At 72.5% G+C, this 14,090-nt stretch carries 12 protein-coding genes and 1 pseudogene; 9 read left to right on the top strand and 4 right to left on the bottom strand.

All coding sequences use genetic code 11. The features are described from left to right. The first annotated feature begins 50 nt into the window (after positions 1-50). Positions 51-1,502, top strand: coding sequence for a cytochrome P450 (locus ACZ41I_RS24155; protein ID WP_363216679.1), 1,452 nt, complete (start codon positions 51-53; stop codon positions 1,500-1,502). 91 nt (positions 1,503-1,593) lie between these two features. On the opposite strand, the gene ACZ41I_RS24150 is transcribed toward ACZ41I_RS24155, so the two are convergent. Then, positions 1,594-2,526, bottom strand: a complete 933-nt coding sequence (locus ACZ41I_RS24150; protein ID WP_468515030.1) for a pseudouridine synthase — start codon at positions 2,524-2,526, stop codon at positions 1,594-1,596. A 66-nt stretch (positions 2,527-2,592) separates the two neighbouring features. Between ACZ41I_RS24150 and ACZ41I_RS24145 the strand changes: the two genes are divergently transcribed. Both ACZ41I_RS24145 and ACZ41I_RS24140 read left to right on the top strand, forming a co-directional pair. Beyond that, a complete protein-coding gene (locus ACZ41I_RS24145; RefSeq protein WP_468515029.1) occupies positions 2,593-3,174 on the top strand; it encodes a GNAT family N-acetyltransferase in 582 nt (193 codons plus the stop codon). Positions 3,175-3,197: 23 nt separating this feature from the next. Next, positions 3,198-4,136 (top strand): 5'-nucleotidase, encoded by a 939-nt coding sequence (locus ACZ41I_RS24140; RefSeq protein WP_363216682.1) that lies wholly within the window; start codon positions 3,198-3,200, stop codon positions 4,134-4,136. A 7-nt stretch (positions 4,137-4,143) separates the two neighbouring features. Here the strand turns inward: ACZ41I_RS24140 and ACZ41I_RS24135 are convergent, their stop codons facing one another. Together ACZ41I_RS24135 and ACZ41I_RS24130 are read right to left on the bottom strand one after the other, a co-directional pair. Next, positions 4,144-4,989: a siderophore-interacting protein gene (locus ACZ41I_RS24135; protein ID WP_363216683.1), complete on the bottom strand. Its 846-nt coding sequence runs from the start codon at positions 4,987-4,989 to the stop codon at positions 4,144-4,146. Positions 4,990-5,101: 112 nt separating this feature from the next. Beyond that, positions 5,102-6,022, bottom strand: coding sequence for a 5'-3' exonuclease (locus tag ACZ41I_RS24130; protein WP_468515028.1), 921 nt, complete (start codon positions 6,020-6,022; stop codon positions 5,102-5,104). 153 nt (positions 6,023-6,175) lie between these two features. Between ACZ41I_RS24130 and ACZ41I_RS24125 the strand changes: the two genes are divergently transcribed. From ACZ41I_RS24125 to ACZ41I_RS24110, 4 genes are all read left to right on the top strand, one after another. Then, positions 6,176-7,252: a quaternary amine ABC transporter ATP-binding protein gene (locus tag ACZ41I_RS24125; RefSeq protein WP_468515027.1), complete on the top strand. Its 1,077-nt coding sequence runs from the start codon at positions 6,176-6,178 to the stop codon at positions 7,250-7,252. Beyond that, on the top strand, positions 7,245-9,059 hold the full coding sequence (locus tag ACZ41I_RS24120; RefSeq protein ID WP_468515026.1) for an ABC transporter permease/substrate binding protein: 1,815 nt from the start codon (positions 7,245-7,247) through the stop codon (positions 9,057-9,059). The genes ACZ41I_RS24125 and ACZ41I_RS24120 overlap by 8 nt, the downstream gene beginning before the upstream one ends. Before the next feature lie 386 nt (positions 9,060-9,445). Beyond that, positions 9,446-10,015: a helix-turn-helix domain-containing protein gene (locus ACZ41I_RS24115; RefSeq protein ID WP_363216687.1), complete on the top strand. Its 570-nt coding sequence runs from the start codon at positions 9,446-9,448 to the stop codon at positions 10,013-10,015. A gap of 17 nt (positions 10,016-10,032) precedes the next feature. Further along, complete coding sequence (locus ACZ41I_RS24110; protein WP_468515025.1) at positions 10,033-10,791, top strand: helical backbone metal receptor; 759 nt, start codon at positions 10,033-10,035, stop codon at positions 10,789-10,791. Here ACZ41I_RS24110 and ACZ41I_RS24105 read toward each other — a convergent pair. Continuing rightward, on the bottom strand, positions 10,703-11,869 hold the full coding sequence (locus tag ACZ41I_RS24105; RefSeq protein WP_468515024.1) for a TDT family transporter: 1,167 nt from the start codon (positions 11,867-11,869) through the stop codon (positions 10,703-10,705). The two genes, ACZ41I_RS24110 and ACZ41I_RS24105, sit on opposite strands and share 89 nt — an antisense overlap. Positions 11,870-11,939: 70 nt before the next feature. Here ACZ41I_RS24105 and ACZ41I_RS24100 point away from each other — a divergent pair. Together ACZ41I_RS24100 and ACZ41I_RS24095 are read left to right on the top strand one after the other, a co-directional pair. Continuing rightward, positions 11,940-12,864, top strand: a pseudogene (locus ACZ41I_RS24100) (LysR family transcriptional regulator). Positions 12,865-13,015: 151 nt separating this feature from the next. Next, positions 13,016-13,969, top strand: coding sequence for an aminoglycoside phosphotransferase family protein (locus ACZ41I_RS24095; protein WP_468515023.1), 954 nt, complete (start codon positions 13,016-13,018; stop codon positions 13,967-13,969). Positions 13,970-14,090: the final 121 nt, after the last annotated feature.

Below are 14,090 nucleotides of genomic sequence, written 5' to 3'. Positions count from 1 at the left end.
CTCGCAGCCCACCGACCACCCCCACATTCTTTTTGTTCCGGAGCGACACCGTGACGTCTGAACCCTCCCTGACCGACACCGACCCCACCTCCTTCCCGCCGCCGGGCTGTCCCGCGCACGGCCTCGGTCCCGGCGGGCTGCACCGGCTCTACGGCCCCGACGCGCAGGACCTGGGCGACCTCTACGAGCGGCTGCGGGAGCAGCACGGCTCCGTGGCGCCCGTACTGCTCCACGACGACGTACCCATGTGGGTGGTCCTCGGGCACGCCGAGAATCTGCACATGGTCCGCAGCCCCTCCCTGTACACCCGCGACAGCCGGATCTGGAGCCCGCTGGCCGACGGCATGGTCAAGCCCGACCACCCGCTCATGCCGCACATCGCCTGGCAGCCGATCTGCTCGCACGCCGAGGGCGACGAGCACCAGCGGCTGCGCGCGGCGGTCACCGCAGCCATGGCCACCATCGACCACCGCAGCATGCGCCGCCACATCGGCCGCTACACCCAGGGCCTGGTCAACAGCTTCTGCGAACGCGGCCGGGCCGACCTGGTCTCCCAGTTCGCCGAGCACCTGCCGATGGCCGTCATGTGCGAGATCCTCGGCATGCCGGAGGAGTACAACGACCGGATGGTGCAGGCCGCCCGGGACGCCCTGAAGGGCACCGAGACCGCCATCCAGAGCCACGCCTATGTCATGGACGCGCTCAGCCGCCTCACCACCCGGCGCCGCGCCCGGCCCGAGGACGACTTCACCAGTCACCTCGTCACCCACCCGGCCGGACTCGGCGACGACGAGGTCCGCGAACACCTGCGGCTCGTCCTCTTCGCGGCCTACGAGGCCACCGCGAACCTCCTCGCCAACGCGCTGCGCATGGTCCTCACCGAGCCCGGCTTCCGCGCTCAGCTCAGCGGCGGACAGATGACCGTGCCCGAGGCGATCGAGCAGTCCCTGTGGGACGAGCCGCCGTTCAGCACCGTCCTCGGCTACTACGCCAAGCAGGACACCGAGCTGGGCGGGCAGCGCATCCGCAAGGGCGACGGCCTGCTCTTCGCGCCCGCCCCGGGCAACCTCGACCCGCGCATCCGCCCGGACCTGTCCGCGAGCATGCAGGGCAACCGTTCCCACCTCGCCTTCGGCGGCGGCCCCCACGAGTGTCCCGGCCAGGACATCGGCCGTGCCATCGCCGACGTCGGCGTCGACGCGCTGCTGATGCGGCTGCCCGACGTCCAGCTCGACTGCGCGGAAGAGGAGTTGCGCTGGCGTTCGTCCATCGCCTCCCGGCACCTGGTGTCCCTGCCCGTGCGCTTCGAGCCGAAGCCGCAGCAGGACGTCGACGGCCCGCCCCGGCCCCTGGCCATCCCGCAGCAGCAGCCTTCGACGATCGAGCCGCGCACCACCACTGCCCGCCCCGTCGCGCCCGAGCCCTACCGTCCGGCACCCGCGCCGGCGGCGCGGCCGCGGGGCGTGTGGCGGCGGCTGCTGCACTGGTGGCGCGGGGAGTGACCTAGCGATCCGCCGGCTTCGTTCGCACCCGGGGAGCCACATCGCGGCGGAGCCGCAGATCGAAAGGGCGCCGCGTTCCTTCGGGGCGCACTCAGTCCACGTCGGCCCAGGCGCGGAGCACTCGCTCGCTGACGAACGAGTGCTCCGCCCCGGTGACCGGGTCGGTGAACTCCAGCCTGCGGGCGAGCAGTTGCAGCGGGTGCCGGAAGTCGCCGGCCGGCACCGGGGCGGTCACCTCCGGGTACAGCGGGTCGCCGAGGATGGGGACGCCCAGCGCGTTCAGATGCACCCGCAGCTGGTGGGTCTGCCCGGTCGCCGGGAGGAGCCGGTACCGGGCGAGCCCGCCCCGGTGCCCGGTCCGCTCCACATGGGTCTCGGCGTTCGGCTCGCCCTCGACCTCCCGGGCCTGCTGCACCCCGCGTTCCTTGACGATCCGGCTGCGCACGGTCCGGGGCAGGACCAGCGAGGGGTCGTACGGGGCGACCGCCTCGTACTCCTTGTGCACCCGCCGGTCCCGGAACAGCGTCTGGTACGCACCGCGCTCCTCGGGGCGCACGGTGAACAGCACCAGCCCCGCCGTGAGCCGGTCCAGCCGGTGCGCGGCGGTCAGCGTCGGTATGTCCAGCTCACGGCGGAGCCGGGCCAGCGCGGTCTCGGCCACATGTGTGCCGCGCGGGGTCGTCGCGAGGAAGTGCGGCTTGTCGGCGACGACGATGTGGTCGTCGCGGTACACCACCTCCACCGGGAACGGCACCGGCACCTCGGCGGGCAACTCGCGGTGGAACCACACGAACATCCCCGGCCGGTACGGCGCGTCCGGCGCCACCGCCCGTCCGTCGGCGCCCACGACCCGCCCCGCGTCGAACATCGACTCGACCATCCCGGGTCCGGCGCCCGTCAGCCGCGCCACCAGATGCTCCCGCACGGTGGCCCACGTCCCGTCGTGCGGCAGCCGCACCCGCACGGGGTCGACACCGTCGATCTGGGGGAGCGGGGCGGGCGGGGGCGGGGTACGGCGTCTCATCGGGGTCAAGGGTACGAGGCGGAAACCGGGTGCGCCCACGGGCCGGTGGCCGTCAGGATGTGGATCATGCCCTTTCTCACCACTCCGGTACTGCCCGCCGGAACCCTCGCCCGTCGTCCCCAGCCGACCCTGTCGACCCGTGACGGTCTGGTCCTGCGCCCGTGGCGGGCCGAGGACGCGCCCGCCGTGTACGCGGCCATGCAGGATCCGGTCATGCAGCAGTGGCACCTGAGGTCCGCCGAGTCCGTGGCGGAGGTCGCCGGCTGGATCGAGCAGTGGCAGGCGTACTGGACGGCCGAACACAGCGCCCAGTGGGCCGTCGTCCACGAGACGACGGACGAACTGCTGGGCCGGATGGCGCTGCGCCAACTCGTGCTCGGTGACGGATGTGCCGAGATCGCGTACTGGACGGTGGCACAGGCCCGGGGTCTCGGTGTGGCTGCCCGCGCGGCGACCGCGGTCAGCCACTGGGCCTTGGACGAGATCGGTTTCCACCGCCTCGAACTCCTGCATGCTGCCGCCAACGAGGCCTCCTGCCGCGTTGCCGTGAAGGCCGGCTTCACCCTTGAGGGCACCAAGCGCGGCGCGCTGCTGCACGCCGACGGCTGGCACGACATGCACCTCCACGCACGCGTACAAGGCGACTGAGCATCGGTGTGAAGATGTAGGGCATGCCCGCCTACGATCTCGCGAACCGACTCGTCGTCGGCATCGCCTCCAGCGCCCTGTTCGACCTGCGGGAGTCGGACGCGGTCTTCCGCGAGCAGGGCGAGGAGGCCTACCGGGCCTATCAGGAGGAGAACCGCGACACCACTCTCCGGCCGGGCATCGCCTTCGCCTTCATCCGACGGCTGCTGTCGCTGAACGATCTCGGCGAGCCCGGAGATCCGCTCGTCGAGGTCATCATCCTCTCCCGCAACGACCCCGACACCGGGCTGCGGGTCATGCGGTCGATCCAGGCCCACGGGCTGCCGATCAGCCGGGCGGTCTTCATGCAGGGCCGGTCCCCGTACAAGTTCATGCCCGCGCTGAACATGTCGCTGTTCCTGTCGGCGAACGGCAACGACGTGCGGGAGGCCGTCGCCGCGGGACTGCCCGCGGGGCATGTGCTCGGAGCGGCGTACCCGGACGACCCCGCCGACCGGGAGCTGCGGATCGCGTTCGACTTCGACGGGGTGCTCGCCAGTGACGCCGCCGAGCAGGTGTACCAGGCCGACGGACTGGAGGAGTTCCGCGCGCACGAGGCCCGTAACGCGGCGACGCCGCACGACCCCGGGCCGCTGCGGGACTTCCTCGCCGGGGTGAACCGGATACAGCGACGGGAGGAGGAGCGGCGCACGAGCGACCCGGACTACGCGGTCCGGGTCCACGTCTCCATCGTGACCGCGCGCAACGCCCCCGCCCACGAGCGTGCCGTCAACAGCCTCAAGCAGTGGGGCGTGCGGGTCAACGACGCCTTCTTCCTCGGCGGGATAGACAAGGGCGCGGTCATGAAGGTGCTGGACCCGCACATCTTCTTCGACGATCAGGTGACGCACCTGCGCAGCACGTCCCGGACCACGCCCAGCGTCCACATCCCGTTCGGCAAGATCAACGAGGTGCCGACCTGAGCAGCGGTCAGGCCGCGGCCGCGCCGCTCTCCTGCTCGGCCTCGATGCGGGCGTTCCACTCCCGCTTGGAGGCCTGCCAGCCGTCCTCGTTGTGCCCCAGGCGCCAGTAGCCGGAGATCGACAGGTCCTCGCGCGGGATGCCCCGTTCGACCCGCAGCAGCCGGCGCAGCTCCTTCACGAAGCCCGCCTCGCCGTGCACGAACGCGTGCACCCGGCCGTCGGGGAACTCCAGCGCGCGTACGGCCTGAAGCAGCGCCTCGCCGACCGGCCGGTCGCCGCGGTGCAGCCAGACGACCTCCACCTCGGAGTCGATCTTCTGCTCCTCGCCGGGGCCGGACACCTCCACGAAGGCGTGCGCGCGGGCGCCGGCGGGCAGCGCCTCCAGCGACCGTGCGATGGCGGGCAGCGCGCTCTCGTCACCGACGAGCAGATGCCAGTCGGCGGCCGGGTCGGGGGCGTAGGCGCCGCCGGGGCCCATGAAGCGCACGGTCTCGCCCGGCTGCACCCGGGTGGCCCACGGTCCGGCCAGGCCCTCGTCGCCGTGGACGACGAAGTCCAGGGTCAGCTCCCGGTGTTCGGGATCCCAGGCGCGCACGGTGTAGGTCCGGGTCACCGGCCACTGCTCGCGCGGGAACTGTGCACGGATCCGCTCCAGGTCGAAGGGTTCCGGGTAGGTCACGCCGTCGGGGCCGAAGAGCAGCTTGACGTAGTGGTCGGTGCAGGTGTCCGCCGTGAAGTCGGCCAGGCCCTCGCCGCCGAGGACCACCCGCTGCATGTGCGGGGTCAGTCGCTCGGTGCGGATCACATGGGCGATACGGGCCTTGCGCGGCTTTCGTCCCGGACGCTCTGCCATCACGACCTCCTGCGGATTGGTTAGGTTTACCTAAGTTACCATCTCGTTCGGAGTCAACACCTCTTTCCTGAGCGCGGGATGACAGCACTTTGCCGGAATATTCCGGGCCGGGTCACTCGGCGAGCGTGGTCAGCAGCCGCTGCAGCGAGCCGCCGAGCCCCCTGCGCTTGGCCAGCCGCTCCAGCGCCGCCGGGTCGCGCGGGGCGTGCGGCAGCGCGGTGTCCACGTCCGGCAGCGGGACGTCGCCTGCCACCCGCACCACCTTCGGCGCGACCGCGACATACGGCCGGGCCTCGGTGAGCCGCTTGCGCTGCGACGGCGTGAGCTTCGCCCGCGGGTCGTCGACCGCCGCCATGATCCCGGCCAGGTCGCCGAACTCGGCGAGCAGCTTGGCGGCCGTCTTCTCGCCGATCCCGGCCACGCCCGGCAGGCCGTCGCTGGGGTCGCCGCGCAGCAGCGCGAGATCCGCGTACCCGCGCCCGTCGACCCCATACTTCTCGCGCAGCACGGCCTCGTCGGTCAGCTGCAGCGTGCCGACGCCCTTCAGCGGGTACAGCACCCGGATCCCGCGCGCGTCGTCCACCAGCTGGTACAGATCGCGGTCGCCGGTGACGATGTCCACCGGGCCCGTGGCGCGAGCGCTGTACGTGCCGATCACGTCGTCCGCCTCGTACCCCGCGACGCCGACCCGCGCGATGCCGAGCGCGTCCAGCACCTCCTCGATGACCGGCACCTGCGGGGAGAGGGTGTCCGGCACCTCCTCCTCGTCCGGCGCGCCCGCGTGCTCCTCGGCGACCCGGTGCGCCTTGTAGGTGGGGATGAGGTCCACCCGCCAACCCGGCCGCCAGTCGGCGTCCATGCACGCCACCAGCTGCTCGGGGCGGTGGTCCCTGACCAGCCGGTCGATGAAGTCCAGCAGCCCGCGCACGGCGTTCACGGGCGTGCCGTCCGGGGCCTTCACGGAGTCCGGGACGCCGAAGTAGGCGCGGAAGTACAGCGAAGCGGTGTCGAGGAGCATGAGTCGTCCGGTCACGCTCGCATCATGCCGTACGGCACTGACAGCCACCTCCGCGCCGGAACGCGTTGCGTGACGCGCAGTGCCGTGACCCCGGCCACGTGCGGGTTTGCCCCCGCTTGACCTGGGCAGGCGCGGGCTCTGTTCCGACCGCCGAGACGAGAGGTACGCGTGCAATCGAGGCTTGAGGCCGAGCACCTGTTCAAGGTGTTCGGCAGACGAACGGACGACGCGGTGGCACGCCTGCAGCAGGGCGCCGACCGGAAGGAACTGCGCGCCGACGGCACCACCGCGGCCGTGATCGACGCCTCGTTCCGCGTCGAGGCCGGCGAGATCTTCGTCGTCATGGGCCTGTCGGGCTCCGGCAAGTCCACCCTGCTGCGCATGCTCAACGGCCTGCTGGAGCCGACCGCGGGCAGCGTCCGCTTCGACGGCCAGGACCTGACCGCGCTCACCGCCCGCGAACTGCGCGAACTGCGCTCCAGGAAGATCAGCATGGTCTTCCAGCACTTCGCGCTGTTCCCGCACCGCAGCGTCCGCGACAACGCCGCCTACGGCCTGGAAGTGCAGGGCGTGCCCCGCGCCGAGCGCGAACGCCGCGCCGACGAGGCGCTCGCCCTGTGCGGCCTGGCCGGCTGGGAGAAGTCCTGGCCCGACGAGCTGTCCGGCGGCATGCAGCAGCGCGTCGGCCTCGCCCGTGCCCTCGCCACCGACGCCGACCTGCTCCTCATGGACGAGTCCTTCAGCGCCCTGGACCCGCTGATCCGCCGGGACATGCAGGACCAGCTGCTGGAGCTGCAGAAGACCCTGAAGAAGACCATCGTCTTCATCACCCACGACCTCAACGAGGCCATGCGGCTCGGCGACCGCGTCGCCGTCATGCGCGACGGCCGCATCGTGCAGACCGGTACCGCCGAGGACATCCTGCTGCGCCCCGCGAACGACTACGTCGCCTCCTTCATCCAGGACGTCGACCGCTCCCGCGTGCTGACGGCGGGCGCCCTCATGGACACCTCGGTCACGGCCGACGCGCCGCTGTGCGGCTGCGAGACCGCGACCCGCGAGACACCGTTCGCGCAGTTGTGCGCGATCAGCGCCCGGCTGTCCCACCGTGTCTCCGTGGTGGACGAGGCCAACAGGGTCATCGGTGTCGTGCCCAGGCAGCGGCTGGTCGCTCTCCTCGGCGACGAGACGGCCGACCCCGCCCCCTGCGACAACCCGGACGGGAAGGTGATCAGCCGTGCCTAGGATCCACCTCGGCGACTGGGTCGACTCCGGCGTCAAGTGGCTGCTCGACCACCTCTCCTGGCTCTTCGACGCCATCAAGGCGGTCATGGAGAGCATGTACAACGGCATCGACGCCGTGCTCGGCGCGCCCCAGCCGCTGCTGATGGCCGGCATCCTCGCGGTGCTCGCCTGGTGGCTGCGCGGCCTCACCGCCGGTGTCCTCGCCTTCACCGGATTCGCGCTGGTCGACTCGCTCGCCCTGTGGGACGAGGCCATGTCCACGCTCTCGCTGGTCCTCGTGGCCACCGTGATCGCGCTGGTGATCTCCGTTCCGCTGGGCATCTGGGCGGCCCGCTCCAGGACGGTCAGCGCGACCGTACGGCCCGTTCTGGACCTGCTGCAGACCATGCCGTCGATGGTTCTGCTGATCCCGGCCATGCTGTTCTTCGGCCTCGGCACCGCCCCCGGCGTCGTCGCCACCCTGATCTTCGCGCTCGCCCCCGGCGTCCGCATGACCGAGCTGGGCATCCGCCAGGTCGACGCCGAACTGGTGGAAGCCGCCGAGGCGTTCGGCACCACCCCGCGCAGCATCCTCTGGCGCGTCCAGCTGCCGCTCGCCCTGCCGACCATCATGGCCGGCGTCAACCAGGTGATCATGCTCGGCCTGTCCATGGTCGTCATCGCCGGCATGGTCGGCACCGGCGGCCTCGGCGGTGCCGTCAACGAGGCCATCGGCCAACTCGACATCGGCTACGGCTTCGAGGCCGGCGTCGGCATCGTCGTGCTCGCCATCTACCTCGACCGGGTCACCGGCGCGCTCGGCACCCAGCTCTCACCCCTCGGCCGCAGGGCCGCCGCGAAGGCCCGCACGCGCGCGTGGTCGTACCGCCCGCGTCCGGCCGTCGCGGTCGTCGGGATGGTCGTGCTCGCCCTGGTCGCGGGCGGGATGACCGTCTTCGGCCCGTCCGCCGGCACCTCCGAGGCCTCCGGACCGGACGTCGGCAAGGGCAAGGAGATCAAGATCGGCTACATCCCCTGGGACGAGGGCATCGCCTCCACCTTCCTCTGGAAGGAGATCCTGGAGGAACGCGGCTTCAAGGTCACCACCACCCAGTACACGGCCGGCCCCCTCTACACCGGCCTCGCCACCGGCCAGCTCGACTTCCAGACCGACTCCTGGCTGCCCACCACCCACGCCGAGTACTGGAAGAAGTACGGCGAGCAGCTCGACGACCTCGGCAAGTGGTACGGCCCCACCTCCCTGGAGCTGTCCGTCCCGTCCTATGTCAAGGACGTGAACTCCCTGGCGGACCTCAAGGACCATGCCTCCGAGTTCGGCGGGAAGATCGTCGGCATCGAGCCCAGCGCGGGCATGATGGGCCTGCTCAAGAGCAAGGTCCTCAAGGAGTACGGCCTTCAGGGCAGCTACGACGTGATCGACGGCTCCACGTCGGCCATGCTCTCGGAGCTGAGGCGCGCCTACACCAGGAAGCAGCCGGTCGTCGTCACCCTCTGGTCCCCGCACTGGGCCTACAGCGACTACGACCTGAAGAAGCTCCAGGACCCCCGGGGTGCCTGGGGCCAGGGCGACGGCGTGCACACCCTGGCCCGCAAGGGCTTCACCGGCGACAATCCGCAGGTCGGCCGATGGCTGAAGGACTTCTCCATGACCGAGGAGCAGCTCACCGGCCTGGAGTCGCAGATCCAGAAGGCCGGCAAGGGCCAGGAGCAGGACGCCGTCCGCGACTGGCTGCGCAAGCACCCCGGCCTGGTGGACAAGTGGGCCCCGGTCGCCAAGAAGGACCCCCACAGTCAGGCGGCCGGGTGACCTGACCGGCCCGGACCGCCCCCCGAGGGGCGGGCGCCGCCGTACGCCACAGTGCGTCCGGTGCGCCCGCCCCTCGCGGCGTTCGCGGTGTACGGCAAGAATCCGGCCAATCACTGTACGTGATGACCGTTGGCCCGTGCAGAGTCGCTCGGCCCAGCTGGTCGGCATATTCACCCCCTGTGGGTACTCGGTCCCAAGGGATCCCGGAGCCCCGTCACCGTGGCGCGAACCGTGAGGGTGAGCGCTTCGCGGCATGTCGGGGATGTGACAGGGTCGTGAAACGGTTTGCCGAACATGCGTAGGGTGCAGAGAAGTCATCAGAGAGGGTCCGCCCCGACCCGGGCCCCCGGACAGCGGCACGACGAGCGAGGGAGGGAGCCGGAGCGATGGGCGACCACAAAGAGCAGCCCGTGCGGGTGGGCGCGGCCGTCCGGCGGCGCCGTCGGACCCTGGAACTGACCCTCGCCGTCGTGGCCGAGCGCACCGGTCTGTCGGTGCCGTTCCTCAGCCAGGTCGAGAACGACCGGGCCCGCCCCAGCCGCACCTCACTGGAGAAGCTGGCCGACGCCCTGCGCACCACGGCCGTCGAACTCCTCGCCGCCGCCGACCCGGCGGCCAGTGTGGACGTCGTCCGCGCCGACCCGGCCGACCCGGACGACTTCGAGCCCCGCACCCGCTCCCTGGTGCGCGGCCACCATCAGCTGCACGCCTCCGAGTTCACCGGCGACCACGACGCCGGCCGCGAGTTCCAGCACCGCAACGACGAGCTGATGTATGTCGCCGACGGCGCGGTGGAGATAGAGGCCGAGGGGCGCGCGTATCGCCTCGGCCGCGGCGACACGTTGTACCTGACCGGCGGGGTACGGCACCGATGGCGGGCGACGGTGCCGGACACGCGGGTGATCGTGGTGGCGGTGGCGGAACATATCGAGGCCGTCCAGGACAGGTCTCGCTGAGAGTCCAGCGGGAGGCGATGAGCGGCGTGACCGGTTCCCTCGCGGGGGGTCGCACAGTGCGCGTCGTCTCCCTGGTCCCCTCACTCACCGAGGCCGTGGCGGTGACGCTGCCCAAGGCCCTCGTCGGTGCCACCGACTGGTGCAGCCATCCGGGAGACCTGGACGTCGCCCGGATCGGCGGGACCAAGAACCCCGAGCTCGACCGCATCCTGGACCTCGCCCCCGACCTGGTCGTCGCCAACGAGGAGGAGAACCGCGCCCCCGACCTGGACGCGCTGCGCGCCGCAGGGTGTGCCGTGCTGGTCACCGAGGTGCGGAGCGTGTCGCAGGCCTTCGCCGAGCTGGAACGGGTGCTCACCGCGTGCGGCGCACCGGGACGCCCGCGCTGGCTGGCGGAGGCGGAGGCGGCCTGGGCCCGCCTGCCGCAGCCTCAGGCCCGTGCCAGGGCCGTCGTACCGATCTGGCGCCGGCCCTGGATGGTCCTGGGCCGGGACACCTTCGCGGGTGACGTCCTGACGCGGCTCGGCGTCGACCACCTGTACACCGGCCACCCCGAGCGCTACCCCCGGGTGCCGCCGGCGGAGCTGCGTGCGGCGGCCCCGGACCTGGTGGTCCTGCCCGACGAGCCCTACCGCTTCACCGCCGACGACGGCCCGGAGGCCTTTCCCGGACTGCCCTGCGCTCTGGTCAGCGGGCGGCACCTGACCTGGTACGGCCCGTCCCTGGCCGAGGCGCCGCGGGTGCTGGCCGAGGCGCTGCGAGCAGCTCGCCGCTGAGCAGGCCGCGCACGGTGCCGGTGGCGGCCGCCGACCAGGCGACCGCGAGCACGGCGTACAGCCCGAGGGCCAGCCCGTCGTAGACCGCGAGACCGGTGTGCCGGGCGAGCACCGCGGCGCCGGTGACACATGTGCCCACCGGGAAGGTGAACGCCCACCAGGTCATCGCGAACCCCATGCCCTGCCGGCGGGCCCGCACCACATGCACGGTCGCCAGCGCCAGCCACAGCAGCGCGAACCCCATGACCGGCACCCCGTACAGCACGGCGAAGATGCCGAGGCCACGGTCGTACGGCGCCGGTACGACCCCGGGAGCCGCGTCCGCGATCCGGCCGGCCGCGGTGGTGGACTGCCCGAGCGGACCCAGGACCAGGAACAGGGTCGGGGTGAGCACGAGCGGCAGCGGGCCGGAGGTGACCAGCCGGGCGAAGACCAGCGGCAGCATCAGCAGCGTCGCGCACAGGCTCAGCCCGAACAGCCCGAAGCAGCCCAGCAGCAGGGTCTCGCGGGGCTGGCCCGACGGCAGATGCGGTACCAGCAGCGGGCCGAGCGCGGCCGACACCATGGGCGCGACCAGCGGCAACAGCCACACCGGGGTCGCCTGCGCGGGCCGGACGCGATGCCGTACGCCCATCAGGTACGGCACGGCCACGGCAGCGGCGAGCCCGACCGCGGTACCGGCGGTGAACAGCACGGTGTCCAGGGCGACGGCCGTGCCGGTGCCGAGCAGGTCCCGCCCGGCCGTCAGGGCGCCGCCGCCCACCGACAGCAGGGCCATGGACAGGCAGCCGTAGAAGGGCGCCGCGGCCGGATCGAGGAGATGGGCACGGGCCTGGTCGCGGTGGTGGGCCCAGTGCAGGGCCCGGGCCGCCAGCAGGGCCGTGAGCATGATCAGGGACAGTGCCCAGACACCCTCGAAGAGATCGCGCCACCCTGGCCCGCGCACGGGCAACGCGACGCCGGCCGAGCCGAGGATGGCGGTGCCCATGACGGAGGCGTACCAGTTGGGGCCGAGATGGCGGACCCGGGCGACGCGCTGGGCGGAGGTGAGGGACAGGGGCTCGGTTACGGTGACCACACCTCAACAGTCGCGCCGCCACTCGCCCCTGACCAGGAGGTTCCCGCCTATGGGGGCATAAGCTGGGCTTATGAGTGAGGTGCAGGGGGAGCGGGAGCGCATGGAATCACTGGCCCACCGGGTGCCGGACCTGGCCGCACTGGAGCTGCTGCTGGCGGTGGCGAGGCTGGGCAGCCTCGGGGCGGCGGCGCGCGAAGTGGGCATCACCCAGCCCGCCGCCAGCAGCCGGATCCGCTCCATGGAACGGCAGCTGGGGGTGGCCCTGGTCGACCGCTCGCCGCGCGGCTCCCGGCTCACGGACGCCGGCGCGCTGGTGACGGACTGGGCCCGGCGGGTCGTGGAGGCGGCGGCCGGCCTTCGACGCGGGTGCGCGGGCGCTGCGCGACCGGCGGGACTCACGTCTCAGGGTCGCGGCGAGCATGACCATCGCGGAGTACCTGCTGCCCGGCTGGCTTCTCGCGCTGCACGCCGAACGGCCCGACACGGCGGTGTCCCTGCTCGCCGGCAACTCGGCGAAGGTCGCGGAACTGCTGCTGTCCGGCGACGCGGACCTCGGCTTCGTGGAGGGGCTGACGGTACCGACCGGCCTGGACTCCGCCGTCATCGCCCACGACCGGCTGATCGTCGTCACGGCCCCCGGCCATCCGTGGGCGCGCCGCCGGCGTCCCCTGACACCGGAGGAGCTGGCGGCCACGCCCCTGATCCTGCGTGAGCGCGGCTCCGGCACCCGCCAGGTCCTGGACGCGGCGCTCGGTGGCCTGGCCCGCCCCCTGATCGAGCTGTCCTCCACCACGGCCGTCAAGGCATCGGCGGTCAGCGGCGCGGGACCCTCGGTCCTCAGTGAGCTGGCGGTGGGGGAGGAGCTGTCGATGCGGCGCCTGGTCAGCATCCCGGTGGAGGGCGTCTCCCTGCGCCGGGAACTGCGAGCGGTCTGGCCGACGGGGCACCGGCCGACGGGACCGGCACGGGAGTTGCTGTCGCTGACCCGGGGTTAGGGTGTCGTTTGGACCATCCCGGCGTCGGCACCCCCTAGGCGCCTTCACCTGGCCGACGCCGGCCACGGACCCGCAGCCGGCCATGACGTCCGACCCCCACGCGCCGAAAACCCTTGGCCAAGCCGCGCAGCGGACCGGCACCATGCTGCCCATGACTCATATTGCCCCGCCCGCCGCAGGCGTCCGCGCCCCTTGGGAAGACCTCCCCGCCGCGGTGCGTGACGCCGTGGGCGAGGTGCTCGGCGCGCCGGTCGTACGGTCGCAGACACAGCGCGGCGGTTTCTCGCCCGGCGTGGCCGCACGGGTGCGCACCGCGGCGGGCGGCACCGGCTTCGTCAAGGCGGTGAGCGCCGAGGCCAATCCGCACAGCCCCCACCTGCACCGCCGCGAGGCACGCACCGCCGCCGCGCTCCCCGCCGCCGTACCCGCGCCGCGGCTGCTCGGGACGTACGACGACGGCACCTGGGTGGCCCTGGTCTTCGAGGAGGTGGCGGGGCGTCAGCCGCACGTGCCCTGGCGGCCGGACGAGTTGCGCCGGGTGCTCGACGCCGTGACCGTGCTGGGCCGTACCGGTACGCCGTGCCCCATCGACGTCCCGCCCGTCGCCGAGAGCCTGGCCGAGGACTTCAGCGGCTGGCGCCGGCTCCTCGACGGCGAGGCCGGTGACGTACGCGACCGGCTCGGTGCCCGGGTCGCCGACCATCTGCCCGAACTCGCCGCGCTGGAGGCCCACTGGGCCGAGGGCGCCTCGGGGGACACGCTGGCCCATGGCGACCTGCGCGCGGACAACGTGCTGCTCACGGCCGACGGGGGTGTGGCCTTCGTGGACTGGCCGCACGCCCTGCGCGCCGCGCCCTGGTTCGACCTGCTCGTCATGCTGCCGTGCGTGCGGGCGCAGGGCGGCCCCGACCCGGAGGAGGTCTTCACCACGCACCCGCTGGGCCGGGACGCCGACCGGGACGCCGTGACCGCCGCGCTGGCCGCCCTCACGGGCTACTTCCTGCGCAGCTCCCTGAACCCGCCGCCCCCGGGCCTGCCCACCCTGCGCCCCTTCCAGCGGGCCCAGGGCGAGGCGGCCCTGGAGTGGCTCAGGAAACGGCTCTGACGACGTCGCGCACCACGGCCCTCCGGGCCGCGCCGCCCGAGGCGCGATGCGTCGCGGTCACAGAGCCGGAAGCCGACGTTACTGCGCCCCGCCCAGGGGCGCGAGGAACTGCGCGACCGGC

The sequence above is a fragment of the Streptomyces sp. NPDC030799 genome, assembly GCF_055572255.1.
Note: the sequence above shows the minus strand (reverse complement) of the source record. Positions and strands in the feature narration are given on the sequence as shown.